Below are 25,314 nucleotides of genomic sequence, written 5' to 3'. Positions count from 1 at the left end.
TTTTGATTTTAACATAGCTAGGCTTATAAATTGGTTTATTTATTTAAATTTTGTTGACTTTGTGTAATAAAATGGTTTTTTATTTCATTTTTTATCCAGTTAATATCTAAACTATTTAAGCATTCACTCACACCAGAATTATTGCACCCTTCTAGACCGCATGGGACGCACTTTAAATTATTTTGAATTACAGTGTGAATACCCATTTTTTGAATCCCTCCTTTGCTTTGATAGAGGCTTTTGGATTTTGAATTATCCCATGGACCCCAAGCAGATGTATAACTAGGCCCAAAAATAGCTATACACGGCACATCATTGGCTGCAGCCATATGCATTATAGCAGTATCAGTACCGATATATAGCTTTGATTTAGAGCTTAAAAATGCCACTTCATCTAAGCTTAAATTTCCCATAAATACAATTGGGTTTGAGCTACAAAGTGATAAGATATTTTTCATTTTGCTTATCTCATTTGGATTTTTATCACAGGTTAGCACAACTCTTTTATCTAGCTCAATTTCGCAAAAATCAATAATTTTAGCTACTGCTTCATTGCTTAAACACTTATAATCAAACCTAGCCATAGGATGAATATGGATAAAATAATCTGGTAAATTTAAATCATAATTATTAAAATATAAATTTACTTTAGTAGTGATAATATCTTTACCCAAAGCATTAATGGCAGATAAATTTTGCATTACGATATGGCCGTTTGATTTGGATTCGTGAGTTATGAGTTTGTTTAGAATTTGGTTTGTTCCTTTGCGTGATACTATGGTTTTAGCTCCGCTAAATTTAGCTAAGAATATCCCACGATCGCTAGTTTCAGTATTTATTACTATATCAAATTTCTCTTTTCTTAACTCTAAGGCGTATTTTAACTCAAGCCAAATTCGCTTAAATATATTAGATTTTTTAATAGTGCCTCTATCATAGATATGGATTTTATCAATTTGTGGATTATTTTGTATTACTGCTTGAGTTCCTTGATTTAAAGCAAAGTGTATAGAAGCATTAGGATAATGGGTTTTAAGATTAGCAACTAATGGCGTAGTTAAAAGCACATCGCCTATAAATCTAAATTTAATAATTAAAATTTTCATTTGTAAATCTCTGGGTAGAACTGTTTAAATTTCTTATGCATCCAAAAGTACTCATCTGGCTTGCTTTTTATCATATCTTGAGTAGCGCTACTTTGGGCTTGTGTGGCTTGTTTGATTTTATCGCCATTTAGTTGATTGATATCTATTGGGTCATAAAAGCTAATCTCATTTTTATCGCCAACTCTTTTGATAAAAGCTGGGATTATTATTGCATTAAGCTTAGTAGCAAAGATACTAGCAGCATGTGTGTGCGAGATACGATTAGAAAAAAACTCACACTCTACTCCATCTCTAATATCTACATTTTGATCAACTAAAATGCCAAGAAGCCTTCTATTTTGCAATGCTTTCATAATCGCTCTTGCACCACCACTTTTAGGAATTACTTCTATATTAAATCTACTTCTATTTTTGCTTAAAATTCTATCCATCACAGGACTATCAAGGTTTCTACCTACAATGCTTACAGGGCCAAATTTAGCTGCCATCGCAAGGCTAAAAAGCTCCCAATTGCCATAATGTGCAGTGGTGATGATAATTGGACGATCTTTGAATTTATCTAAAATTTGAGCATTTTTAAATTCAACTTTAGATAAAATTTGCTCTTTTGTGCTATTTTGATTGCGTAAAAACTCCACGCCAAAGTGAGCAAAATTGCGATAAGTTTGTAAAATAATCTCTTCTATATTCTCAAATTTACACATTTTTAGATTAATTCGCATTATATTTGTATGTTTTTTATCAAATTTATAAAAGCATTTTGCAAGTAGATCAAAAAATATATTTTGAATAGCTTTTGGAGTGTAGATTGCGATAAATCTAAGCATATAATATAGCCATAAATATAAAAAATCAACCATTTAAAAGCTCAGAATTTAAAATATTTTTTGCTAAATTTGCTATATTAATTGGTGATATCTCATTTATGCAGTAATCGCTCTTATCTATATTTCTTGCATCGATTTTTTTGCCTGTATCAATAGTATGATTTATAGGCGTGATAAAGCTATTTCTATGGCTTGGTCGATTTCCAAAAAGAGTGATACTAGCTCTATTTTGAGCCCAAGCTAGATGAGTTATACCGCTATCATTGCCAATTACAAGTCCTACGCTTTGCATAAAATCTATTACCTTAGATAAACTCATAGGACTAAGTACTTTAGCATGGGTATTATAAGCAATTTTACTAGCAAGTTCATACTCTTTAGCATTTGCTGATATGATATTAATCTCATAATCTTTTAGCAAATTTATAACTTCATTAAACTTATCATAGCATTTGCTCATTTCGCTTGCAAATGGTGCTATTAAAATAGTTTTAGATGGTTTAGGCTTTATATTTGAGATGAAACAAGCAGATTTTTGCTTGATATCATTATCATTAAAGCTAAAGCCCAAAGCAGCGCTAGCAAGAGCCAAATTTCGCCTTATAATATTCTCATTATAATCAATTTTAAACTTACTCTTATAAAATATAGAAGCTAGTGGCTCTTTTATGCTATTTTTATCAAATCCAGCTATATTGCTACCTAAAACTTTAGCTACAAGGGCTGATTTTATAAGGCCTTGAAAATCTATAATAAGATCAAAATGATTACTAAATTCTCTAAGAATTTTAAAACTTTTAATAAATTTTTTATCCTTTAAAGGAAGTGTGATAACATCAACGCCATCTAAAAGATGAACAATACTACTAAATTTTTCATCTACAAACCAGCTAATTTTAGCATCTTTAAAATGCTTTTTGATAAATTGCACAACAATGCTTGTATGAACTATATCACCAAGAGCTGAGAGTCTAATAATTGCTATTTTCAACTAATTTTCCAAGATTTTTTGCTATTATTTTATCTAAATTTGATTAAAAGTTGGTAATTTATGAGCGGTTATATATGTGTATTTGATTGTGAGACTGTGCCTGATTGTGATTCTTTAAGAGAGGCTTATGGTTATGAAGGTGATGATAAGAGTGTAGCACAAATGGCACTTGAGGCGCAAAAAGAGCAAAGTGGAAGTGAGTTTTTGCCAGTTTGTTTTCATAAAGTAGTAACTATTAGTGCAGTAATAGCTGATGAGTTTGGTAGATTTAAAAGAGTATCTACAATTGCTGGAGATAGTGAAGAGAAAAAAATAGCTGAATTTATTAAATTTATAAATGAGCATAATCCTAGACTTGTAAGTTATAATGGTAGAGGCTTTGATCTACCTATGCTGATGATAAGAGCGATGCGTTATAATATAGAAGCTAGTGAGTATTTTAACACCAATGATAGGGCTAATGGCAAGGATAAATGGTGCAATTATAGAAGTAGGTATGATGGAGTTTTTCATCTTGATTTGCTTGATCATATTAGCGATTTTAAGGCTGTAAGCGGGCTAAAACTAGATCTGCTTTGTGCTAGTTTAAATCTGCCTGGTAAATATGATATTTGTGGCGATGAGGTGATGAACTTATACTATAATGGAGAGCAAGATAAAATTGATGAATATTGTGAATCTGATACGCTAAATACATATTGGTTATTTTTAAAATATGAATTATTGCGTGGCAGGTTAAATTTAGATGATTATGCTAATTATTTAAGCTTGATGAATGAGTATCTAAACACCCAAAAATCAGATATGAGTTATAGCATAGTATTTGATAGATATATAAAAAATGAACTTGATAGATTAGGGCGTAGATGATTAGGATATGTTTATTAATTTGGCTAGTTTGTTCTAGTGCTTTTTCTTCTGTAATGCTTCTTAAAGAGTATAAAGATGAAAATCTAACTGGATGGATGATGAGCGAAAAATATGATGGCGTGCGTGCTATTTGGGATGGCAAGGAGTTAAAAAGTCGTAATGGTAATATAATTAATGCACCATCTAGCTTTATAGCTCAATTGCCAGATTTTGCACTTGATGGAGAGCTGTGGAGCAATAGAGGAGAGTTTGAGCTAATTGCTTCTATAGTACTAGATAAAAATCCTGATATTAAAGCATGGCAAAATATTAAGTATATGGTATTTGATCTACCTAAATTTGATGGAAATTTAAGTGATAAAATGGCCTATTTAGAAGAGTTTTTAAGCCTAAATCCAAGTAATTTTATAAAAGTTGTAAAGCAAACTTATATTCAAAACAATATTCATGCTTTTGCCTTTTTAGATGAGATTGTAAGCAAAGGTGGCGAAGGTATAGTAGTTCGTGATCCAAATGCATCATATATAAGTGGCCGAAACGATAAAATACTAAAATTAAAAAAGTGGCATGATAGTGAGTGTCAAATAGTAGCTATAAATAATGGTAAAGGCAAGTATGAAGGTGCTATGGGTTCAGTAGATTGTGTAGATATTTTTAGTAAAATTAAATTTAAAATTGGATCTGGATTTAGTGATGAAATACGAAAAAATCCCCCAAAAATAGGCACCATAATCACATATAAATTTCAAAATATAACCAATAATAATAAGCCAAGATTTCCAGTATTTTTACGAATTAAAAGAGGTGAATAGATGAAACAAATTATATTTTTATGCGTATTGATCGTTAGCTTAAATGCGCTAATACTATATGAGCCAAAAACAAAAGAGCAAAAAGAGGGCTACAGATATGGTCAGACGATGCGAATGCTAGGTATGGGCAAATGGGAGTGTGATAGGAAATTTAAAAATATCGATAATGAAAAACTAGAGTGGTGCGAGTATGGTTGGGTTGATAAAAGCGAGGAGATAGATGCTAGAAAGCTTGATTAATGGTATAAAGCTTGTCAATTTTACTAGCTTAGATACTAAAGAGATAAAGATGATTTATAATTGGCGAAACAACCCTAAAATTGCTAGATATATGATAAATAAAAGTATAGAGTGGAATGAGCATATAAGATTTATAGATACTCTTAGTAGTTCTAATGATAAAATATATTTTTTAGCTTATAAAGATGATTTAGCAATTGGAGTGATCTCATTTGTAAATATCTCTAAAGGCTCTTGTGAATTTGGGATATATGCTAGTCCAGATTTGCGTGGTATGGGCGATTTACTTATGGAAGTGGTTGTAGATTATGCGTTTAATAGGCTGTGTGTTAAAGAGATTTTGGCTAAAGCTTTTATGGATAATTTAAGAGCTATAACGCTTTATAAAAAATTTGAATTTAATATAATTAAAAAGGATAAAGATATGGTATATTTTAGCCGCCAGTGGGGGGGGGTAGGGCTTAATATACCTATTTTTTGCCAAGAAAGGCTCTTGGCATGAAGATTGCAATTCTTACTACAGCTAATCAATGGTTTGAGCCATATGCATTAAAATTGCAAGATCTATTAAGACATCGTAGATTTGATAGCCAAATTTATAATTTTCATGAACGAATTAGTGGTTATGATGTTGTTTTTATACTTAGTTATCATAGAATAATTGATAAAGAGTTTTTGATTAAAAATCGCCATAATATTGTTATTCATGCTTCTGATTTACCAAGAGGTAGTGGCTGGTCGCCAATGTTTTGGCAGATTTTAGAAGGTAAAAATGATATAGTTTTTACTCTTTTTGAGGCTGATAGTGGCGTTGATAGCGGAGATTACTATCTTAAGGAGACTTTGAAATTAAGCGGCCTAGAGTTAAATGATGAGCTTAGAGAGTTACAAGCTAATATGTGTATTGAGATGAGTTTGAAATTTATAATAAATTATAAAAATCTAACTCCAATCAAACAAATAGGAGAGCGTACATTTTACCCAAAACGCAGTCCAAAAGATAGTCAGCTTGATCCAAATTTAAGCTTAAATGAGCTTTTTAATCAATTAAGAATTGCTAGCAATGATGAGTATCCAGCATATTTTTATAAGGATAAAAAGAAATTTATTTTAAAAATTTATAGTCAAGATGAGAATTAAATTGGCTATAATATCGCAAATTTAAGGAGTAGAAATGAATATTTTGATAACTGGCGGAGCTGGATATATTGGTTCGCATGTATTAAAAGCTTTATTGGAGCGTGCAGCTGATAAGATAACTGTCATTGATAATTTTTATAGTGGTTCGCAAGATGCATTAGTAGCGCTTGAGAGTGTAGGCAAATTTGATTTTATCAAATGCGATTTAGCTGATACTGCTCATCTTAAAGAGATTTTTGCTTCGCATAAATTTGATGCTATTATACATTTTGCTGCGTATATAGAGGTGTTTGAGAGTATGCAAAATCCATTAAAATACTATCTAAACAATACTGCAAATACAGCAAATCTTATTAATCTTGCGGTGGAATTTGGCGTAGAGAAGTTTATATTTAGCTCTACAGCTGCAACTTATGGTGAGCCAAAAGATGGAGTAGTATGTGAAAATAGCCCACAAAATCCTATAAATCCATATGGTACATCAAAGCTAATGAGTGAGCAAATTTTAAAAGACGCAGCCGCTGCAAATAGCAAATTTAAGTATGGAATTTTAAGATATTTTAATGTCGCAGGCGCTTCAAGCGACTCTTTAATCGGTCAAAACTATCCAAACGCAACTCATTTAATTAAAGTTGCTACACAAACAATAACTGGCAAAAGAGCAAATATGAGTATTTTTGGGCGTGATTATGATACTAAAGATGGAACTTGTATTAGAGATTATATTCATATCGAAGACCTTGCTAGTGCACATTTAGCGGTTTTAGATTATTTAAATAGCAATGATAGTGATATCTTTAATGTCGGATATGGGCATGGATTTAGCGTACTTGAGGTTATAAATACTGCTAAGAAAATAAGCGGTGTGGATTTTGAAGTAATAGATGCGCCAAGACGCTTAGGCGATCCTGCTGTGCTTATAGCAGATTCATCTAAGCTTAGAAATCTTACATCTTGGAAGCCTAAAAAGGATAATCTAGAGACTATAATCGCCTCAGCACTTGCATGGGAGAAAAAGATTTAAATTTGTTATATATTGCGATCTTGCTTGCAAAAGTGATAAATAATTTTAAATTTTTAGCTCCAGCAAAGTTGGAGCTAAATCTCAAATAATATATAATGGCTTTACCATCTTTGTGATAAAAATAAATTTTTATCTATTTTCTAGCTAAATTTGGCTATGATTCTAGCCAAATTTAGTATTTAAAATGATTAATTACAACCGCAATGTCCGCAGCAACTAGCTACTGGATGAAGCTCATCGATGTAGAATTTAACTGAGTTTAATCCCTCTTTTTTAGCCCACTCATACGCTGTGCTTACAAAATCCCAATTGATATTTTCATAAAATTTTTCTAAATAAGCTGGACGAGCATTGCGACTATCTATATAATATGCGTGTTCCCATACATCAACTACAAGTAGTGGCACTAATCCATCAGTTACTGGAGTAGCGGCATTTGAAGTATTTTTAATCTCTAGTTTGCTTGTAGCTGGGTTATAAACTAGCCATGTCCAGCCTGAGCCAAATAGAGTTGTAGCAGAGCTGATAAATTCAGCTTTAAAGTCTTTAAAATCGCTTTTTAAAGCTGCTTCAAGCTCACTGCTTTTATCGCTTTTTTTCGCTATACAATCCCAGTAAAAATCATGATTATACACTTGCGCAGCATTATTAAATAATCCGCCTTGTGAATTTACAAGTACATCAAATAGACTAGCTTTAGCTAGGTCGCTATCTTTTGTTAGATTATTGTAATTATTTACATATGTTTGGTGGTGTTTGCCATGGTGATAATCACAGGCTTCTTTACTCACTACTGCGTTGGAATTTGGGTCAAATGGTAGGTTTCTTAACTCTAACATATTTTATCCTTTGATTAAATTTGAGATTTGAAATTATAGCCTAAAATATTAAATAAGAGTATAAAACTCTTAAATAAATTTACAAATATGGCGAAATTTAAATATCACAACTCTTTTATAGTATCAATAAACTCATCTACGAGTAAAGAGCCTTCAATTTTACTATTTTCAAACACCATGAAATAAAAATATTTATCCCTAGCTTTATCCGCCCACTTTGAGCCTAATTTGAGCTTTGTCTTGCTATCATCATTTGTTCTATCATCGCCTTTTACTTCTACCATTATGATATTTTCATTTTCGGTGCAAATTATAAAATCTGGGTAATGATTGATAAAAGCATTTATACAAAATCCAGGTTTCATATCTTTATTTCTATGCCACCATTTTATGTTATCTAATGATACGATTTCGGTTAAAAGCCTATTTTCTAGTGAGTTTAAATTATCTATTTCTTCTTCATATAGGGATTTATCACGCAAAGAGCTTAGTTTAGAAGCTTGTATTGTTGGCTCAAAACTAAAAGTATTTTCTATTTTAATATTGCCTTTATTTAGCAAATCATAAAATACTTTTTCTCTATATTCACTTTTTAGCTCTTTAATTTTATTTTTTATTTTTATTGTGTATGCGTCTATTTCATCTAATAATTTTGCTTTTCTTTCATCGCTTAGATTATTTACTATACGCTCTATATAGTTTTTAAATCATTTTCGTTTAAAGCATTATCATTTCTTAGCTTATCAAAAATCAAATTTATACTTTGGCGAATTCTAGTTTCATCATTTTTTGTTTTTAGATACTGCTTAAAATACTCTCTTTGCATTTGTGATACTTTTTTATATTTTGGCAAATTATCATCTTTGCTTAAATCTACTTCAAAAATACTGCCTTCTGCTAAGTCAAAATTGATTTGTATATCCTTATCTGCTAATTTAAAATCTTTTTCTAAATCTTCTTTTTCTAGCACCTTACTATTTAATTCTTCAAATAAAATAGAGCCACTAGGCAAAAGCTTTACAAATTGCGGTATTTTTTCTACTTCAAATTTTATCTTACTAGCTTTCACTTCTAAATCTCCAAAATAATCCAAATTTGATGAAGTTTTCTCTACTTCTTTATCGTATTCATTAGCCTGTGTTTTAGCATTTTTGAGTATATCGTTAGTTTTATTTCCTAACTCTATATTTTTTGCGATATTTTGGGCATTAACATCAGCAGATAAAAATTCACTATTTTTATCTTCATCGCTATCATTTTCATTGTTAGCATATTCAAGGATATCTTTTAGCTCTTGTGGCTTTTCTGCCATCTCTTCTAGCTCTCTAAAATCCTTTTGCCTATAATCATCTTTACTAAACCCAGCTCCATTTAATCCAGCTATCACACTTTTAGCGGTTCTTTCAAAGTCATTTGAGCAAGTAAGCACATAGCTTACATTTAATTCTTGATTTGTGTATTTTCTAGCGTTTGGCTGCCTTAATACTCTACCTATTAGCTGTTCTACATCAGCAGTAGAGTTTTTATTAGCAATACTAGCTAAAGTATACGCATAAGGACAATCCCAGCCTTCTTTTAGCGCATTTATAGTGATGATATAGCGTATTTTACAATCTTTATGTGATAAATCAATTCCATTTAACTCATTGATTTTAGCAGTTTTTATAGCTATTTGCTCTTTTTCTATACCGATATTTACTAGCTTATTTTTTAGTTTCTCAAAAGTCTGCGCATCTTCATTTGCTCCACTTTGTGCTTGAAATAGTACTATTGGTCGTAAATTAGAATTTTCATTTTTTGCTATTGCTTCTAGTCTATTTTGTAAGCTTATTGCATTTTCTATGACACTTGCCACATTTACAAAGTTACATAAAAATACTGGTAGTTTTACCATATTTTCTTGTTTTAGCTCCATAGCGTTTGTGTAGTGTATGATATTTGAGCTATCCTTTGGTGTGGCAGTAAGCTCATAAATAAAACTAGCGTTTAAATTTTCAAGCATTTCAATGCTTAAATCACTCTTTGCGTTATGGCTCTCATCTACTATCACTATTGGCTTAAAATTTCTTATTACATTTATTACGCTTAATTTTTCTACATCTTCTAGGTTTTCTCTATCATCTAAAAAACTATCAAAATCAAGCAAGGAGCCATTTTGTTGATACATTTTGCGCATTTCTTTATTGTTTATTCTTAAACTAGCAAAGCTTAAAACTGCGATATTTAGGCTTTTTAGATTACTTTTATTTAGCTTAGTTAGCAAATCATTTGAGCTAAAAATCTCTACATCGCTATTAAAATCAGCGTTTAAACGCTCTCTATAAGGGTGTTTAGGGTTTTTTAGATTTTTTAGGGTTTGAGTTAGTATTGCTTCACTTGGCACTAGCCATATTACAAATATTTTATCTATTTTTGATATTACATCGCTTATTACTTTTATGCTAGCACAAGCTATAAAAGTCTTACCTCCACCGGTTGGCACTTTGGCACAGATATTTGGCACAGCTTTTATTTTGTCGTGGTATTTACCAGCATTTACACCCATGTCTCGCCAGTATTTATTCCAGCCTTCTTTTATACCATAGCTATCTAAACACTCCAAATAGCTTTTTAAATCATTTATAGCCTTTTTTTGATATGATTTTAGCTCCATTTTTACACCTTTTTAATATCTCTTGGAATTTTTTTGAAAGTTATATTGTATTTCATCATAGTCTCATCACTAAGCACACATACATCAGCATAAATCACATAACTACTAGCCTTTTTTAACTTTGCTAAATACTCAAAATCTAGTGTAGTTATGTCATCTTTTTTGTAGATAAAATAATAAGTCACTCCATTACACTCACCTAAAAAATCGCTATCGTTTTGTTCGCATTTTTCTTTTGTCTCGCTAAAATAGATATATTCTCTTATTTTTTCTATGCTTATGTTTTCATTTAGATTGCCATTTTCTAGCAGCAGCCTATCTCCAAGCTCATAAAAGCTAAAATCCCCACCAGTAGCGGAATTCTCTGGCTCTTTGCCATAGCCCTTTATCACACGCTTTACACGCTCAGCTGTGATATTCTCAGCATAGTCTTCCATTTCTACTAAAATAAACTTACGATTTCCACCATCTTTTTTATTTAGCTCCAAAACAGCATGCGCAGTAGTTCCAGACCCAGCAAAGCTATCTAGTATAATGGAATTTTTATCGGCGTATAATTCAAAACATCTTTTCAATAAATCTACTGATTTTGGATAGTCGAAAACAGCATTTCCATCAAAAATACTTTTTAAATTTTTAGTAGCATCCTGAGAATGACCAACTTCTGTATATTTCCAAATAGTCATAGGCGTAACAGTTTGTTTAACTTCACTCAAAAATCTTTTTAACGAAGGTGCATTATTTCCGTTTACACCAAAATAAATTCTATTATCATCTAGCATTTCCTTAAATCGTTCTTGCGAAAACAACCAGCTATATCCACTAGATGGATAAAAAACTTTTCCAGTAGGCGATGTTACAGGATACACATTTTCTTCAACTCTTGGACCTACATATAAGCAGGCATTTTTCCATACACCTCTTGGGTCGTTATCTGGATTTGAGTATCTACTGTTTGCCTCATCGCTTCTTTGTAAGCCATTACATTTAGCATTTAAGATATTTTAATCGTGTGAATTTGAAAAATGTTTTTTTAAGTTTATCGGAGAATAAGATTTTTCCCAAATTATATTAGCTAAAAATCCCCCACCACCAAAGACTTCATCACAAAGCAATTTTAAATTTGCCATTTCATTATCATCTATTGAGATAAAAATCACGCCATCATCGCTTAAAAGCCTATGAAGTAGCTTAAGGCGTGGCAGCATCATACATAGCCATTTATCATGCCGTGAAAGGTCGTCCTTTGCTACCACTTCGCCTAGCCATTTTTTGATTTTTGGGCTATTTACATTGTCGTTATATACCCAGTTTTCATTGCCGGTGTTATATGGCGGGTCTATGTAAATACATTTAATTTTATTTTCGTATTGTGGCAAAAGGGCTTTTAGAGCAAGTAGATTATCGCCTTTGATTATCATATTTTCGCTTGTATCATTTTTAGAATTAAAAGTATATTTTTTCTCTAGCGTGTGATAAGGTGGATTGTATCTTAAAACCTCATCTTTTCCTACCCAGTTTAAAGTTGGCATATTACTCCTTTTTTATCTCTGCTCTGTTCCATCAAGCAATGGGACAAATACACACTCATCTAAAATTTGGCTAATGATTTGGCCATTTGATTTTTTGTATTGTGTGGGGATGATTTTGTCTATATTTGCTATGATTTTTAGAGTCTCGATACTCATCTTGATAAACTCATCAAATTTATCTATATTTTGGTTTATAAATTTAAACTCATCAAAATAGCGATAAATTATATTTTTATATAGATCAGCGGATATTAAATTTTGTTTTCTAGGCTTAAAGGCCGGTAGCGATAAATTTTTATAATTTATCGCTAAATTTCTCCACTTATTGCTTTTCATAAAATTATAATTTCACTCTTAAAATCTAATCCCAGCCCTAATAGCAGTATTTATACTATGTGTATCTTTGGTTATCTCGCTTGAGACTAAAAAGTTTATAAATTTATTACCCTTTTCGATATTAGCATCAGCACCAAAATAGACACTATCGGTATTTAGCTTAGTTGTTTGTGTCCAAAGATTATTTTTAGCATCTACAAAATACTCTGTACTACTAAAACTATCGCTATTTAATCGCCTTGTATAAAAAGCAAAGCCATTTAAAGTAGCAAAAAGATTGTTTTGAGTAGCTATATTGTAAGCTATATTGCCACCTAGACTTAAATTTAAGCTATTTATAGATATATCTTTATACCCCTTAGCCAATATACCGCCACTCTCTTCAAATCCATCTTGCTTAGTATATATATAATTTAGCATAGATATCGGCGTCCAAACAAAGCTATCATTTATCTCAAAATCTTTTGATAGACCAAGCCCAGTTGAGACAAAATAGCTATTATAATCGGCTTTTAGCTCATCACTTGAGGTTAGGATATAACGACTAGTATCATTAAATCCCATACCGACATCCACGCTAGCTATTAAATTAAAATCGCCAAAATCTTTTAAACCAGCCAAACCCACAGATATTAACTTGCTTGTAATATCTGAGAATCCATAATCCCCTTTTTGGTGAGAATAGTTCAAAAACGCACCCAATTTAACATCATCGCTTACCCATTTGTTGGTACCTAAATTCACAGAATATGTATCGATATTATAGTCATCGCCTTTGAAATATGAGTATGAAACCCTACTGAAAATCTCGCTTTTACTCAAAGCTGCGTTATAACTCTCTAAGATATCATAGACCATACTATCAGTCATATCGCTATTTATGAGAGCTAATTTCGAATTCTTAGCTATAGTAGCGACCTTTGTAGCGCCACTTTGAAGAGTTGCAAATGGCAATGTTTGTTGGCCTAAAGTTCTACCTGTGAAGGTCGCAGCTTCTCCTGCGGATCTTGAGATATCTTTTGAATTTACACTTGATAGAATTTCTTTTTTACGATTATTGCTTGTTGTATCTAATTCTCCAAAGAATTGTTGATATTTTGGGCTTAAATTCGCTGAATTTCTAATCTGTATCAATGACTTAGATACTGCCAAGTTTGTCGCTTGTGAAGAGTTTGTAGGTTTATAGGCATCTTCTTTTATTTCTACTATTATAGTGTTGCTATTACCGGAATTGTTGTTTTGGTTACCGGATTGATTTCCAGATTGATTTCCAGAATTGTTGTTTTGGTTACCGGATTGATTTCCAGATTGATTTCCAGAATTGTTGTTTTGGTTACCGGATTGGTTGCCAGATTGGTTTCCAGAATTGTTGGTATTTTCATTATTTTGGTTGCCAGATTGATTTCCAGATTGATTTCCAGAATTGTTGTTTTGGTTACCGGATTGGTTTCCAGAATTGTTGTTTTGGTTTCCAGAATTGTTGTTTTGGTTACCGGATTGATTTCCAGATTGGTTACCGGAATTGTTGTTTTGGTTGCCAGAATTGTTGTTTTGATTTCCAGATTGGTTGCCAGATTGGTTACCGGAATTGTTGCCAGAATTGTTGTTTTGATTTCCAGATTGGTTGCCGGATTGGTTGCCGGAATTGTTGTTTTGGTTACCGGATTGGTTGCCAGATTGATTTCCAGATTGGTTGCCAGATTGATTTCCAGAATTATTGTTTTGGTTGCCAGATTGGTTGCCGGAATTGTCGTTTTGGTTGCCAGATTGGTTGCCGGAATTGTTGTTTTGATTGCCGGAATTGTTGTTTTGGTTGCCAGATTGGTTGCCAGATTGGTTTCCAGAATTGTTGGTATTTTCACTTGATATTATTGTATTATTGTCTTTTAGTTTAAAATTTAAAGTGCTTGTACCTAGGACTGAGATATTAGTAAATTTATCTAAATTTCCATTCTCACTAAGCTTATCAAAATCAATTTTAATCTCTTGCCCAGTTTTGAAAAACTCCCCACTAAGCGGGATATAAACCAAATTTCCGCCCTTGATATCATAGTTTATAGCGATGATATCGGAGTTTGCTTGGTTATTAAAATTTATGTGTAGGCTTGCATTTTGGTTTTGGGTATATGTGCCATTTACATTTAAAACGCCGATTTGCCCGGCGCCACCAGGCATCACAATACCGCTTTCATTGGTGAGATTTTTGGCTATTGTTCCATTTCCGCCTATTATACCGCCATTTCTAGCAAACACATCGCCACTAGCTAGAGTGCCTGATATCGTGGCTAAACCGCCATTGATAGCGTATAAATTTTGTTTAGCGTTAGTTTCGCCTGATATTAGGATTTGACCGCCATTATCAGCATAGAGAGCCGAATTATTCGCTGTTACTCTATCAAATTCTAAAATCCCGCCACGAGCTATCGTAGGACCAGAATAATTTAGAGTATTTTGGCTAAATTTCAATTTCCCATCGCCAGTTTTTATAAATCCAGCTTGTAAAGCAGGTAAATCCGCATTTACTCTATTATCACTTTTAAGAGAGTTTATAGCGTCATTTAGATGGTATTTATCATCCCATTTTATCTCATCTATACTGTTTGTGAAGGTGCCATTTAGCCCATTTGTATCGATGGTATAAAATCCATAATATTTATTATCAAAATTCTGTATATCACTAGGATTTAGGCGATTTATATTTAGTGCTGCTAAGCCATTTAGAGCCTTACTAGCATCCAAGATACCACTACCTATGAAATCTTCTTTGCTTAGTTTCATCACTGCTACCGAATTTGCTTTGAGACCACTGCTAGCATCGGCATCGCTTTTTAACAAATGTTCTATTATATAGTTTGCTATGCTTTCATCATTTTGGCTTGATTTAAATCCAGCTGCTACTAAATCTTTTTTGACTTGTTCCCAGTCTATACCGCTACCATTTGTTGGCACTTCATGACCAATATAAAAAATGCTATAAAATTCAGACAAGCCAGTTTTGCCGACATTTTTGGTTACTACCAATTTTGGAGTCTCTACATTTTTATTAGCCGTAGTTAGCAAAATATCGCTGATTTGTGAGCCATTTAAAAATGGAAATTTCTGCTCTACCAAAGCCGCCACCCCGCTCACAAGTGGCGCAGCGAAGCTAGTCCCAGAATCTGTGATAGTGGTGGTTAGGTCTGTTTGTTCTTTATACCCATTATTAGCATCATAATATGTATAGCCATATCTACCATTAGCTGTTACTATGTTTTGAGCCGGTGCCATAATACCATAAAGCGAGGCTGATCCAGCAAAAAAATTGCTATAAGTATAGATCCCTTGCTTATTAATTAGCTCATTTAGGATTATTCCGCTTTTTTTATTGCCTGTGCCTTGGCTCCATTTATCGGCTGCGGCTTTCCACTCATCATCAGTGATTCCACCGATTGTTATCTTGTCATTTTGGATAGTGATTTTATCAGCGTTCAAGCCCCCAACAGTCAAAAGCCCACGATAGCTCTCATCATAACTTGGCAAAACAGAATTCGCCCTAGGTGAGCTAAAACCATCATTTCCTACGCCAACGATATTTAATATCCCTTGCTCTTTAGATAGTTCAGCTAAGGCTTGAGCCCTTTGCAAACTTATATCACTTTGTGTGAGCTTTTGGAATTCATCATAGCTTATAGCGCTGCTATTTTGGCTATTTGGGGCTATAGCCTCTAGGCCATTGCCCCATTTGCGATTTATAAGAGCAAATCCATTGCTAACATAGCTATGATTTATCACCTTTACGTCACTATCTATCATCTTTTGGATATCGGCTTTTATATCGCCTGTGTATAATGGGCTTGGATTTAGATATGCTAGGCCGTAGAATGTCGCACCATTTGCCACGCCCATTAGATCGCTACTATTACCCACTATGAGAGATGATACTTGAGTGCCATGAAGCATAGTAATCTTATCACCACCAGCGAAGCGATCTGGGTCTATGCTGTTATTTATCGAATTTATCAATTTATTTTGGATTATTGGATTTTTGGTATTAAAGACGCTATCTACGACGCCGACCACCACGCCGCTGCCATCTATATTTGGATTTTCTGCTTTGGCATTATGGAGATTTATAACGCTATAAACCTTATCATTGGCCTGCGCTAGGGAATTTGTAGCTGATAATAAAACAGAAGCACAAACTAATGATAGCGTGATTTTTGAGATTTTTTTCACGAATTTTCCTTAAAAATATGATAAATAATTTTGCCTAATAATTAAAATTATCACTTTTTATCACTTTAAATTCGCTTAAATTCATTTAAATTACATTAAAAATTATAAATTTTAAACCACTTTTGTGTATAGCTCAAATATCCATAATATAATTTCCATTTAAGTAATTTTATAATATTGAAAATATATAATAATCAAACTAATAAGGAGATAGAATGAATAATGTAAATAATACCCAAAAAAATATTGAGAAAAAAAATAAAGAAACATCTCGTATGATTACTCGTGAAGAGTTTGAAAAAACTAGACAATATGGATTAGAAAAACTAAAAGACCCAGAAATTAGAGCCGTATTTATGCGTTTAAAAGATAAATAATGTATTATTTTGATTTGCAATGTGCTATTGATTTTCACGATGATATAATCAGTGAAATAGGTGGTTTAGAAAGATACAATAAAACTCAAATAGGATACCTAAATTCAGCATTAGAGCAGATACAAAATGATGATTATTATCCAACTTTTTTGGATAAAATGACTCATATAATTTTTTCTTGTGTAAAATTTCATCCTTTTTTAGATGGCAACAAAAGAGCTGCAATTTATCTTGGTTGTCATTTTGCTAAAGTAAATGGCTTAGATTGCCCAAATCGATATTATACCAAAATGGAAAATGTAGTTGTTAAGATTGCCGAAAATTCCATATCAAAAGATGATTTAAAAGATATTCTTTCTGTAATTCTCACTTAAAAATCTCCTAAACAAAGAAATAAACAATGAAATCAAAAGAAGGGCTTTTAGAGTAGATTATCCCCTTTTGATTATCATATTATCACTATTTTTAACATTAAAAGTATATTTTTTCTCTAGCGTGTGATAAGGTGGATTGTATCTTAAAACCTCATCTTTTCCTACCCAGTTTAAAGTTGGCATATTACTCCTTTTTTATCTCTGCTCTGTTCCATCAAGCAATGGGACAAATACACACTCATCTAGAATTTTGCTAATGATTTGGCCATTTGATTTTTTGTATTGTGTGATATATTGTTTATTATCCTTAGCTACTGGTGCGACTAAAATTCCATCATCTTTAAGCTGATTAAATAGCCTATCAGGCACACTTTGGCAAAAGCAACTAAGTATAATCCTATCATAAGGCGCATAGCTTCGCCAACCTAAATTCCCATCATCAAATCGTATAAATACATTATTTATCCCTAAATTTTTCATCAAAGATTTAGCCGAATTTGCCAACGCCTCAATCCTCTCCACACTAAAAACACGCCTTGCGATCTTAGCCAAAATCGCCGCTTGATATCCGCTACCGCAGCCAATTTCTAGTATATTATCGCAATTTTCGGCCTCTAGTGCCATTGTCATCTTAGCTACAGTTAGCGGTGAACTAATCCACTGATTTGAACCAATTGGATGCGCATCAAGCTTAAAAGCATTGATAGATACAGGCACAAAAGGCGTCCTAGGCGTACTGCTAAAGGCCTTATAAACCAAGGGGCTAAGCTCTACTAAATTCGCTATCTCATCGCTCATTTTTTGACATTTTGCTGCTTCTAAACTATTCATCATCTATCCATTTTTCTAAATTTTTTAATCAAATTAATATCAAATTTCGCCGCATCTGCCTTGCTACCATCAGGGGCAAAAACTGCACTAAATTTCAAATCCACATCGCTACACGCTAAAGTGTAACAACGATTTTGCAGAGCCAAAGCCTTGCATAAAGTCTCATAATGCTCACGCCTGCTTTGCCCCCACATTGCTGGTACTAGTATAACATCAGCGCCACGCAATCTACTCCAAAGATCTATAAATCTAAGCTCAAAACAGATCAAAACGCCAACTTTTATCCCTGCTATTTCTCGTATGAAAATCTCATCTAAATTTCCAAATTTAAAAATTTTATCCTCACCATTTGGCTTAAATAATTTATATTTTCTTTGTTTAAACTCAAGCCCATTTGAACCTAAAAGCCTAAACTCATTATACCCATCAAACTCGCAGCTATATCCTAGATATGCACCACTTTTTAAAAAATTGGCTAAATTTTCATCCAAATCCAGCCAAAACATCCTATCAAGTCTCTCATAGCCGCTAACACACAGCTCACCACAAAGCGCTAAATCCCCACTTTTAAGCGAACTAGCAAATTCGCAAAGCTCACTAGCTCTACGAACTGCTCCTAAAGAGCTTAAAACTTGCGTTTTAAGATTAGAAATCATCAAAGCTTAGGCTACCTTTGCTATAATTTGTAACCTTGCTTTCAAAGAAATTTGATTTTTGGTCATTAAATTTAGCAAAATCATCAACCCATTTTATCGGATGAGTTACATTATATAGCTTTTTAAGCCCAATTGATGTAAGTCTATCATCTACTAAATACTTTATATATTGCTCGATTATATCATCTGTAAAGCCCATTATTTGATTTTGAGTAATATATTTACCCCATTCAATCTCTAAAGCTCCAGCCTTTTGAAACATATCATAAATTTTAGCCTCAATTTGTGGAGTAAATAGATCTGGACGCTCCTTGCGAACTGAGTTTATCATATTTTGAAATAATAACAAATGAGTTATCTCATCTCTTTGGATAAACCTTATCATTTGAGCGCTTCCAAGCATCTTTCCAGCCCTTGCCAAAGCATAAATCGCTGTAAATCCACTATAAAAATATACCCCTTCTAGAATTTGATTTGCTACCATAGCTAAAAGTAGCTTTTCATCAGTTACCTCTCCAGCTAACTCTTCATAAACACTTGAGATATAATCATTTTTACGCCTTAAAACCTCATCATGCTTCTCCATCTCATAGATTAAATCTGTATTATCACAGATCGCTTCTACCATCACAGCATAGCTTTTAGAGTGATTTGCCTCTTCGTAGGCTTGACGGGCTAGAACAGCATTTATCTCAGGAGCAGTTATATATGGGTTTATATTATCGGCTAGATTGTTTGTCTGAAAACTATCCATAGAGATAAGCTGGCTCCACACTAAATCATACATACGCTTTTCAGCTGCTGTGAGATTACAAGCATAGTCACGCACATCATCAGTAGTATCAACCTCTTTTGGAAACCAAGTATTTGCCTCCATAAGATCCCAAAGTTTAAGCGCCCAAGTATATTTGGCCTTTGTGAAATTCAAAATCCCATGCGGATTGCCATTAAAAATTTTACGCTCACCTAGCGTCTCATTTGATGCTGGATTATATATCTTTTTTCTATGCATTTTCTATCCTTTATCTAAATTTATAAATTAATCATACTCCTTAGCCCTAGCCCTGATATCATCAAAGCTAAATTTGCGTAAAATTTCACCATCTTTAAATACCTTAGTTAGCCAATTTTGCCTACCATTTAACTCATCAAATCTTATAGTTTTATATAGGTCATTCTCTTTAATGAGTGCTAAGCGACCTGATTTTGAGCGTTTTTTGGGATCTGTAACTGGATCTTTATATACATCTCTCCACTTTATCCCATCGCTACTTACGGCATTTACCTTCATAGCAAACCTTAGAGTATCTCTATTTAAGTGTTGAAGCAACGCCCCACCCATACCAAAGACAATATTATCACTACTAATTTTTCTAAATTTAAGCTCATTTAAGATATCTTCTATACTTTGCGGATTTATCCCATCGCCATATATAAGCCTTATATGATCTGGCAAGACCTTATAACCTTTGGAATTTACGCTATATCCTGCTAGGCTCATCATCTTCTCTATACACTCACTAGCCATTGTCACAGGATTGCCACTATCTGGGCGAAGAACCACCTTGCCACCTAGCTTTTTAACCTTATCAAAGAGTTTGCCCCACAAATCAATAGCATTTAAGGTATCATAGCTATCAATCACACAAGCAAAAATCCCATCGCCATAGCTTTGTACCATATTCTCATAAGCTTGAAATTCCCCATCCTTGCCCCATGAAGTCATCGTGCTATGCTCGCTAGCTGGTATGCTAAATGCCGCCATATCCGCACCATAATATTTTTTGGCAAATAACGCTCCTGTGATGGTATCAGAGCCTTTGAAATTCACCATATGAGCACTCCCACCAATACCGGCACTCTCAAAGCTACTAACCCCCCTAGCACCAAAATCATGTAAGGCAAAATCGATATTTTCAGGTGTTCCGCTCTCTTTTAAAAAGTGTAAGATATTTTGCTTACAAAAGTAGCTATTAGTCGCTACAGCCACAGGATACCAAATTGAACGCAAAATCGCCGTCTCAAAATACCCCACAAGCCACGCTAAATTCGGATCTGTATTTTTAATCTGTAAAAGGACATTTTCAGTTTGTATAATGCTACCTTCGGCCACCGCCTCTATCTCTAAAGGCAAAACCCCACCATGATGCTCTACTATATATTTCCAGCCATCTTTATTACATTTCATCCCATGTGCTTTGATAAACTCATCAGCCTCATCTATATCATCGTAGCTTATCTTTTGGCTTAGATACTCCATCAAAAATATCTGTAATCCATAAAATAACAAGCGATTCCACCGCCCACCACGAGACTCAATATATGAGCTTATAAATTTAATATCTTTTGGGTATTGCAAATAGTGTGAAATTTTGTAACTATCGGTATTTAGTATTGGATTCATATCTGCCTCTTTTGTAAAATTTGGCTTGTATTTTATCAAATTTAATTTGAATTTTGGGCATAATCAGCCACAAATCCACTAAATAATTAAACCAAATTTAACCAAAATAGCCACAACTGCAGCGGTGATAAGCCCAGCAAATCCCCCTGCCACCATATCATCGCTCATTACACCAAGGCCGCCTTTGAGATTGCGATCTAGCCTGCCAATGATACTAGGCTTAGTAATATCTAAAATTCGAAAAAAGACAAAAGCCAAAATCACACTAACCCATCCAAATTTATCCACCCCAAACTGCTCCCAGCTAGATAAAGCTATAGATATTGCCACCCACACACCAGCAACCTCATCAATGACTATAGAGCTATCATCGTGTGTGCCACTTTTGGCTTCATAAGAGTCAATCACGCTAATACTAGCCAAAAATAGCAATATACTAGCCATAAAAAGCGTCTCAAGCCCGATATAATAATATATCGCCACGCCCGCTATACTCCCAGCCAAGCTACCCCAAGTCCCAGGTGCTGGCCTTAGCAATCCAGAGTAAAAAAATGTTACAAATAACTTTTGCATTTTCATCCTTATGTAAGCGAAGTAGTCTGATATAAACTCATTAAATCTAGATAAAAATCATTTTGAGTGCGATCTTCTAATAACCCAACATTAGGGAATAGATCATTACAAATTTTTTGGAAATTTTCAAATCTATTTGGAAATAGCGTGCTTAATATCATAGCCGAAATCTCCTTTCGCATTAAAATCGCAGGCGGCAAAATCCCACTAAATAAAAGCTCTTTTAGCGTATCGGATTTATACTTGATATGATGGTGCTGACCATGCGGACAAGTCTTGATACTCACAATCGTTCTACACTGATTACAATAGACTAATTCAGGCATAACTATAAGCTCTATATCCAAATTTTTTGTTACGCTATCTAAGATTGTATTTGGTTGATTATGATCGTAAAACATTCCGATACCGCCGTGATTTTGCCCTACTACTAACTTTGTCGCACCAAAGTTATAAGCGGCTAAGCACTCCAAAACCGGATTTATATGATTACTAAATAGATAGGTATTTTCAAAAGGCACTATAACCACACGCTCATTAGGCAAGAAATTGCTTACGAAATATTCTAAGGTTTTTAGCCTTAATTTAAAATCCAAATTTCGCCTATTTTCAAGGGTGCAAATCAAGAAAATTATAGTGATATCAGCCTTATCAATAGTCATTCTCACTAGCCTTTCATGAAGTCTGTGAAATGGATCAGCTGTGAGCATTAGGGCGGTTACTTTTTGATAGTTATTTTCCTTTATTCTATTTAGAACATTTTCTTTAATCTTAGCTAAATTATTATCATAAATTTCAAATTCGCCGCTAACTGCGTATTTACCTGTTTTATTATCTTCATCAAGTTCAATCTCTCTAGCAGCAAAAATACTATTATAAGGATTTTCAAGCTTATAAACAGATGAGACAACCATATGACCAACTATATTTCCATTTAGTGCAAATTCAAGTTTTTGACCTTGCTTTATAGCTCTAATTACAGCTTGATTTCGCCTACCAAATGGAGCAAAGGTATAAGCATATGGCATAGGCTCACCTCTAAAATATCCAGTTTGATAGACGCTTTTGGCTTCGCTAGCATCCATAAGCCTTTTAAATTTACCTAAAATTTGATTTTTGATAAGACCTAAGGTGCCATATGTATCTTGATTGATATTTATAATATTACTTCTGTCTGTAGATATCATGCCTTTTTCTTCTTTCCCATATTGATTTGCGTGATATTCCAAGTTTTTTTGATATCTCAGTATCTGGCAAGATATCTTGATATAATAAAATCATCTGCTTAACATACTCATCAATTGATAATATATCACTCATCATAGCAGCACGCGGCTCACCTAGCATCATAAAATTAAATCCTATATGATCACTTGCGCTATGAACGATAGTTGGCGTACCTCGCAAAGAATCAAGCATATTAGCCCTTGCATCTAAGCTAAGCTCATCAATATTTCTAATATATATAAAGCTATTTGGCAATAAAGCCTTAATATCAAAGCCAAGCTTAGCATCTACAATTTTACAATTTAATCCACTCTCTTTAGCATAACTAAAAACAAAACCATCGCTAATTTGGATTTTACTAGAGCTGATAATCAATGGTAGCTTAATCTTTTTATGGTCTAAGCTAGCTGGTTTATTAATTATCATAGCCGATTCTAGCATAATGCGGTAAGTTTCATTTAAGGTCTCATATCGCTTAAAAGACTCAAAAAATTTAATCTTTCTAACAAGCTCTTCTATCATAAATGGCTTTTGGATATAATCACTCACCCCAGCTTTAATAGGATTTAGCACGGTATCAGAGCTAATGTAGCTAATTAATAAAATTATAATTGAATTTTTGTGATTTTCTATAACCTTATAAAATTCATTAGCCCCAAAGCTAGTAGAGAGCAAAACTACATCATATTTATCATCCCTTAAAGCCTCAAATGTATGAGTAGCAATCTCACAGCTATAGCCAAATTCAGATAACTTGCTAGCGATACTTTGAGCTAGGTAAATTTCATTTTCTACTATTAAAACTCTCATATCCTAGTCCAATCAAAATATTTTAAATTCGCATTTGCTATCACAGCTACGCCCTCGCTACGCCCTGTAAAACCTAATTTCTCGCTTGTTGTGGCTTTGATATTTACTCTAAATCTGCTTATACCCATCACACTTGCTAAGGTTTGAGCCATCTCATCTTTATATGGAGAGATTTTAGGCTTTTCACAAATGATAGTCAAATCCACATTTACAATCTCAAATCCAATAGAACGGATGAAATCCACACTCCTTTCAAGCAAAATTTTGGAGTCAATGCCTTTGAATTTCATATCATTATCAGGAAACAACTGCCCAATATCAGGCGCACTAGCCGCCCCTAAGATCGCATCACAAAGTGCGTGTATAGCTACATCGCCATCACTATGAGCCTTAAAAGCTCTATCAAATTCTATCTTCACACCGCCTAAATTCAGATGATCCCCATCGCAAAAGGCATGGACATCAAAGCCATTACCGCAAAATATATCAGATGAAGGCGGATCAAGATTTATAAGCTTCAAATCATCTTTATATGTTAGTTTCCTAGCTCTCTCATCACCAGCAATATACCATACCTTACCGCAGGTAGCAGCGATAGCCGAGCTATCATCTGTGTAAATTTTATCGCTATTTAAAGCCTTTTTTAATACCGCAGTTTTGGAGAGTTGTGGGGTTTGAATTCGCTTTAATTCATCTCTATTTATATACTCACTACCATAAGCAACTGTGTCGCTGACCTTTAGAACTGGCACGATACAATCAGCCAAATTCGCATTATCTATCAACCGCTTTATCAAAGCTTGACTTATATCCACTCTAGCTATATCACTTACCATAACATAATCGCTATTTATATGATTAAGAGCGTTTTTAAGGCTCTCTTGCCTAGTGGCGCCACCTTGGATAAATTTAATATTAGTAGCGAATTTGGACATATATTCGCACTCATTACTAACTACAATAATCTCTTTGAAATTATAATTTGAGCTTATATTTCTAGTCGCTTTTAGCCACAATGGGGTATCGCCGCTGCGTAACCACTGCTTTTTAACAGGCAATCCAAACCTTGTAGAGCTTCCCGCACCTAGCATTATTAAAGATATATCAATCAAAATAGATCCTAAATTTAAAATCATGTTACGAAATTATACATAGTTTTAAATTTCATTTGACTGAAATTAACATAAATTTTAATCCAAATTTGGCTAGTTAATCACCAAATTATAGATATTTTAATCAAATATAAACCAAATTTACTTACAAAAGCCACTTAAAAACTATATTTAAGATATATTAAATTTAAGCTTTTTAATGTGTAATCTCTACTCAATAATATTATAACAGCTAAATTTGTAACACAAATAGCTCAAAATAGTCTAAATTTAATGAACAAATTATATAAATCAAATTTAAATCAACAAATTATTTAAGAGTTGTTTTGTATTTAATTAAATATTGTAAAATTCACTTTTTAAAC

At 33.3% G+C, this 25,314-nt stretch carries 27 protein-coding genes; 8 read left to right on the top strand and 19 right to left on the bottom strand.

The window, feature by feature from the left end; translation table 11 throughout:
• Positions 1-35 precede the first annotated feature (35 nt).
• Genes CIGNP85_RS04720 through waaC form a run of 3 tightly spaced genes read right to left on the bottom strand, consistent with a single transcriptional unit; the run spans position 36 to position 2,924 of the window.
• A complete protein-coding gene (locus CIGNP85_RS04720; RefSeq protein WP_086225295.1) occupies positions 36-1,106 on the bottom strand; it encodes a glycosyltransferase family 9 protein in 1,071 nt (356 codons plus the stop codon).
• Complete coding sequence (locus CIGNP85_RS04715; protein WP_086287192.1) at positions 1,103-1,966, bottom strand: lipid A biosynthesis lauroyl acyltransferase; 864 nt, start codon at positions 1,964-1,966, stop codon at positions 1,103-1,105. The genes CIGNP85_RS04720 and CIGNP85_RS04715 overlap by 4 nt, the downstream gene beginning before the upstream one ends.
• The gene (gene waaC / locus CIGNP85_RS04710; protein WP_086225293.1) at positions 1,959-2,924 is read right to left on the bottom strand and encodes a lipopolysaccharide heptosyltransferase I; all 966 of its coding nucleotides are present in this window, start codon (positions 2,922-2,924) and stop codon (positions 1,959-1,961) included. The genes CIGNP85_RS04715 and waaC overlap by 8 nt, the downstream gene beginning before the upstream one ends.
• Before the next feature lie 60 nt (positions 2,925-2,984).
• On the opposite strand from waaC, the gene CIGNP85_RS04705 reads away from it, so the two are divergent.
• From CIGNP85_RS04705 to galE, 6 genes are read left to right on the top strand one after another with little or no spacing between them, the layout of a single operon-like run.
• Positions 2,985-3,794 carry a 3'-5' exonuclease gene (locus CIGNP85_RS04705; RefSeq protein ID WP_086228656.1) on the top strand — a complete coding sequence of 270 codons (810 nt, stop codon included), beginning with the start codon at positions 2,985-2,987 and terminating at the stop codon, positions 3,792-3,794.
• Complete coding sequence (locus CIGNP85_RS04700; RefSeq protein ID WP_086287190.1) at positions 3,791-4,606, top strand: DNA ligase; 816 nt, start codon at positions 3,791-3,793, stop codon at positions 4,604-4,606. The genes CIGNP85_RS04705 and CIGNP85_RS04700 overlap by 4 nt, the downstream gene beginning before the upstream one ends.
• Positions 4,607-4,846, top strand: coding sequence for a hypothetical protein (locus tag CIGNP85_RS04695; RefSeq protein WP_086226601.1), 240 nt, complete (start codon positions 4,607-4,609; stop codon positions 4,844-4,846).
• Complete coding sequence (gene pseH / locus CIGNP85_RS04690; protein ID WP_086287188.1) at positions 4,827-5,348, top strand: UDP-4-amino-4,6-dideoxy-N-acetyl-beta-L-altrosamine N-acetyltransferase; 522 nt, start codon at positions 4,827-4,829, stop codon at positions 5,346-5,348. The genes CIGNP85_RS04695 and pseH overlap by 20 nt, the downstream gene beginning before the upstream one ends.
• On the top strand, positions 5,345-5,986 hold the full coding sequence (locus CIGNP85_RS04685; protein WP_086252313.1) for a formyltransferase family protein: 642 nt from the start codon (positions 5,345-5,347) through the stop codon (positions 5,984-5,986). Before pseH ends, CIGNP85_RS04685 begins: the two co-directional genes overlap by 4 nt.
• A gap of 34 nt (positions 5,987-6,020) precedes the next feature.
• Positions 6,021-7,010, top strand: coding sequence for a UDP-glucose 4-epimerase GalE (gene galE / locus CIGNP85_RS04680; RefSeq protein WP_086225288.1), 990 nt, complete (start codon positions 6,021-6,023; stop codon positions 7,008-7,010).
• A 188-nt stretch (positions 7,011-7,198) separates the two neighbouring features.
• Here galE and sodB read toward each other — a convergent pair whose 3' ends face one another.
• The 7 genes from sodB to CIGNP85_RS04650 all read right to left on the bottom strand — a co-directional run bounded on the left by sodB (position 7,199) and on the right by CIGNP85_RS04650 (position 16,585).
• Positions 7,199-7,849: a superoxide dismutase [Fe] gene (sodB, locus tag CIGNP85_RS04675; RefSeq protein WP_086225287.1), complete on the bottom strand. Its 651-nt coding sequence runs from the start codon at positions 7,847-7,849 to the stop codon at positions 7,199-7,201.
• 104 nt (positions 7,850-7,953) lie between these two features.
• Positions 7,954-8,409 carry a hypothetical protein gene (locus tag CIGNP85_RS04670; RefSeq protein ID WP_086287186.1) on the bottom strand — a complete coding sequence of 152 codons (456 nt, stop codon included), beginning with the start codon at positions 8,407-8,409 and terminating at the stop codon, positions 7,954-7,956.
• 131 nt (positions 8,410-8,540) lie between these two features.
• Entirely contained in the window at positions 8,541-10,502 is a 1,962-nt protein-coding gene (locus tag CIGNP85_RS04665; protein WP_086287184.1) for a DEAD/DEAH box helicase, read from the bottom strand.
• Positions 10,503-10,504: 2 nt separating this feature from the next.
• The gene (locus tag CIGNP85_RS08435; protein ID WP_201790150.1) at positions 10,505-11,371 is read right to left on the bottom strand and encodes a site-specific DNA-methyltransferase; all 867 of its coding nucleotides are present in this window, start codon (positions 11,369-11,371) and stop codon (positions 10,505-10,507) included.
• 135 nt (positions 11,372-11,506) lie between these two features.
• Complete coding sequence (locus CIGNP85_RS08430) at positions 11,507-12,034, bottom strand: site-specific DNA-methyltransferase (RefSeq protein WP_201790149.1); 528 nt, start codon at positions 12,032-12,034, stop codon at positions 11,507-11,509.
• 12 nt (positions 12,035-12,046) lie between these two features.
• On the bottom strand, positions 12,047-12,370 hold the full coding sequence (locus tag CIGNP85_RS04655; RefSeq protein WP_086243352.1) for a hypothetical protein: 324 nt from the start codon (positions 12,368-12,370) through the stop codon (positions 12,047-12,049).
• Between the two features lie 18 nt (positions 12,371-12,388).
• On the bottom strand, positions 12,389-16,585 hold the full coding sequence (locus tag CIGNP85_RS04650; RefSeq protein WP_086287179.1) for a S8 family serine peptidase: 4,197 nt from the start codon (positions 16,583-16,585) through the stop codon (positions 12,389-12,391).
• 215 nt (positions 16,586-16,800) lie between these two features.
• On the opposite strand from CIGNP85_RS04650, the gene CIGNP85_RS08330 reads away from it, so the two are divergent.
• On the top strand, positions 16,801-16,962 hold the full coding sequence (locus tag CIGNP85_RS08330; RefSeq protein WP_179187366.1) for a hypothetical protein: 162 nt from the start codon (positions 16,801-16,803) through the stop codon (positions 16,960-16,962).
• The gene (locus CIGNP85_RS04645) at positions 16,962-17,336 is read left to right on the top strand and encodes a type II toxin-antitoxin system death-on-curing family toxin (protein ID WP_086241551.1); all 375 of its coding nucleotides are present in this window, start codon (positions 16,962-16,964) and stop codon (positions 17,334-17,336) included. Before CIGNP85_RS08330 ends, CIGNP85_RS04645 begins: the two co-directional genes overlap by 1 nt.
• A gap of 57 nt (positions 17,337-17,393) precedes the next feature.
• On the opposite strand, the gene CIGNP85_RS08600 is transcribed toward CIGNP85_RS04645, so the two are convergent.
• The 9 genes from CIGNP85_RS08600 to CIGNP85_RS04605 form a co-directional block, all read right to left on the bottom strand.
• Positions 17,394-17,519: a hypothetical protein gene (locus CIGNP85_RS08600; protein WP_272888183.1), complete on the bottom strand. Its 126-nt coding sequence runs from the start codon at positions 17,517-17,519 to the stop codon at positions 17,394-17,396.
• A gap of 12 nt (positions 17,520-17,531) precedes the next feature.
• Complete coding sequence (locus tag CIGNP85_RS04640) at positions 17,532-18,167, bottom strand: protein-L-isoaspartate(D-aspartate) O-methyltransferase (RefSeq protein WP_086241552.1); 636 nt, start codon at positions 18,165-18,167, stop codon at positions 17,532-17,534.
• Positions 18,167-18,823 (bottom strand): carbon-nitrogen hydrolase family protein, encoded by a 657-nt coding sequence (locus CIGNP85_RS04635; RefSeq protein ID WP_086287177.1) that lies wholly within the window; start codon positions 18,821-18,823, stop codon positions 18,167-18,169. Before CIGNP85_RS04635 ends, CIGNP85_RS04640 begins: the two co-directional genes overlap by 1 nt.
• Positions 18,813-19,835 (bottom strand): ribonucleotide-diphosphate reductase subunit beta, encoded by a 1,023-nt coding sequence (locus CIGNP85_RS04630; protein WP_086229602.1) that lies wholly within the window; start codon positions 19,833-19,835, stop codon positions 18,813-18,815. Before CIGNP85_RS04630 ends, CIGNP85_RS04635 begins: the two co-directional genes overlap by 11 nt.
• Before the next feature lie 27 nt (positions 19,836-19,862).
• Positions 19,863-21,227 (bottom strand): nicotinate phosphoribosyltransferase, encoded by a 1,365-nt coding sequence (locus CIGNP85_RS04625; protein WP_086228643.1) that lies wholly within the window; start codon positions 21,225-21,227, stop codon positions 19,863-19,865.
• A 78-nt stretch (positions 21,228-21,305) separates the two neighbouring features.
• Positions 21,306-21,800 (bottom strand): phosphatidylglycerophosphatase A family protein, encoded by a 495-nt coding sequence (locus tag CIGNP85_RS04620; protein ID WP_086234777.1) that lies wholly within the window; start codon positions 21,798-21,800, stop codon positions 21,306-21,308.
• 8 nt (positions 21,801-21,808) lie between these two features.
• On the bottom strand, positions 21,809-22,987 hold the full coding sequence (locus tag CIGNP85_RS04615; protein ID WP_086234778.1) for a sulfate adenylyltransferase: 1,179 nt from the start codon (positions 22,985-22,987) through the stop codon (positions 21,809-21,811).
• Positions 22,965-23,837 (bottom strand): response regulator, encoded by an 873-nt coding sequence (locus tag CIGNP85_RS04610; protein ID WP_086225275.1) that lies wholly within the window; start codon positions 23,835-23,837, stop codon positions 22,965-22,967. Before CIGNP85_RS04610 ends, CIGNP85_RS04615 begins: the two co-directional genes overlap by 23 nt.
• Positions 23,834-24,949: a bifunctional 2-C-methyl-D-erythritol 4-phosphate cytidylyltransferase/2-C-methyl-D-erythritol 2,4-cyclodiphosphate synthase gene (locus CIGNP85_RS04605; protein ID WP_086232646.1), complete on the bottom strand. Its 1,116-nt coding sequence runs from the start codon at positions 24,947-24,949 to the stop codon at positions 23,834-23,836. Before CIGNP85_RS04605 ends, CIGNP85_RS04610 begins: the two co-directional genes overlap by 4 nt.
• Between the last annotated feature and the right edge of the window lie 365 nt (positions 24,950-25,314).

It is taken from the genome of Campylobacter sp. P0085 (assembly GCF_002139495.1).
Classification (GTDB): Bacteria; Campylobacterota; Campylobacteria; order Campylobacterales; family Campylobacteraceae; genus Campylobacter; species Campylobacter devanensis.
The sequence above is the reverse complement of the archived record's forward strand: the minus strand, read 5'-3'. Positions and strand labels throughout refer to the sequence as shown.

Coding starts and splice junctions, on each gene's coding strand:
- sodB (WP_086225287.1), bottom strand. CDS start 7,849: ATGTTAGAGTTAAGAAACCTACCATTTGACCCAAATTCCAACGCAGTA.
- CIGNP85_RS04685 (WP_086252313.1), top strand. CDS start 5,345: ATGAAGATTGCAATTCTTACTACAGCTAATCAATGGTTTGAGCCATAT.
- CIGNP85_RS08600 (WP_272888183.1), bottom strand. CDS start 17,519: ATGCCAACTTTAAACTGGGTAGGAAAAGATGAGGTTTTAAGATACAAT.
- CIGNP85_RS04625 (WP_086228643.1), bottom strand. CDS start 21,227: ATGAATCCAATACTAAATACCGATAGTTACAAAATTTCACACTATTTG.
- CIGNP85_RS04665 (WP_086287184.1), bottom strand. CDS start 10,502: ATGGAGCTAAAATCATATCAAAAAAAGGCTATAAATGATTTAAAAAGC.
- CIGNP85_RS04645 (WP_086241551.1), top strand. CDS start 16,962: ATGTATTATTTTGATTTGCAATGTGCTATTGATTTTCACGATGATATA.
- CIGNP85_RS04700 (WP_086287190.1), top strand. CDS start 3,791: ATGATTAGGATATGTTTATTAATTTGGCTAGTTTGTTCTAGTGCTTTT.
- CIGNP85_RS04640 (WP_086241552.1), bottom strand. CDS start 18,167: ATGAATAGTTTAGAAGCAGCAAAATGTCAAAAAATGAGCGATGAGATA.
- CIGNP85_RS04610 (WP_086225275.1), bottom strand. CDS start 23,837: ATGAGAGTTTTAATAGTAGAAAATGAAATTTACCTAGCTCAAAGTATC.
- CIGNP85_RS08430 (WP_201790149.1), bottom strand. CDS start 12,034: ATGCCAACTTTAAACTGGGTAGGAAAAGATGAGGTTTTAAGATACAAT.
- CIGNP85_RS04695 (WP_086226601.1), top strand. CDS start 4,607: ATGAAACAAATTATATTTTTATGCGTATTGATCGTTAGCTTAAATGCG.
- CIGNP85_RS04720 (WP_086225295.1), bottom strand. CDS start 1,106: ATGAAAATTTTAATTATTAAATTTAGATTTATAGGCGATGTGCTTTTA.
- CIGNP85_RS04620 (WP_086234777.1), bottom strand. CDS start 21,800: ATGCAAAAGTTATTTGTAACATTTTTTTACTCTGGATTGCTAAGGCCA.
- CIGNP85_RS04715 (WP_086287192.1), bottom strand. CDS start 1,966: ATGGTTGATTTTTTATATTTATGGCTATATTATATGCTTAGATTTATC.
- CIGNP85_RS08330 (WP_179187366.1), top strand. CDS start 16,801: ATGAATAATGTAAATAATACCCAAAAAAATATTGAGAAAAAAAATAAA.
- galE (WP_086225288.1), top strand. CDS start 6,021: ATGAATATTTTGATAACTGGCGGAGCTGGATATATTGGTTCGCATGTA.
- CIGNP85_RS04635 (WP_086287177.1), bottom strand. CDS start 18,823: ATGATTTCTAATCTTAAAACGCAAGTTTTAAGCTCTTTAGGAGCAGTT.
- CIGNP85_RS04655 (WP_086243352.1), bottom strand. CDS start 12,370: ATGAAAAGCAATAAGTGGAGAAATTTAGCGATAAATTATAAAAATTTA.
- CIGNP85_RS04630 (WP_086229602.1), bottom strand. CDS start 19,835: ATGCATAGAAAAAAGATATATAATCCAGCATCAAATGAGACGCTAGGT.
- CIGNP85_RS04615 (WP_086234778.1), bottom strand. CDS start 22,987: ATGATATCTACAGACAGAAGTAATATTATAAATATCAATCAAGATACA.
- pseH (WP_086287188.1), top strand. CDS start 4,827: ATGCTAGAAAGCTTGATTAATGGTATAAAGCTTGTCAATTTTACTAGC.
- CIGNP85_RS04705 (WP_086228656.1), top strand. CDS start 2,985: ATGAGCGGTTATATATGTGTATTTGATTGTGAGACTGTGCCTGATTGT.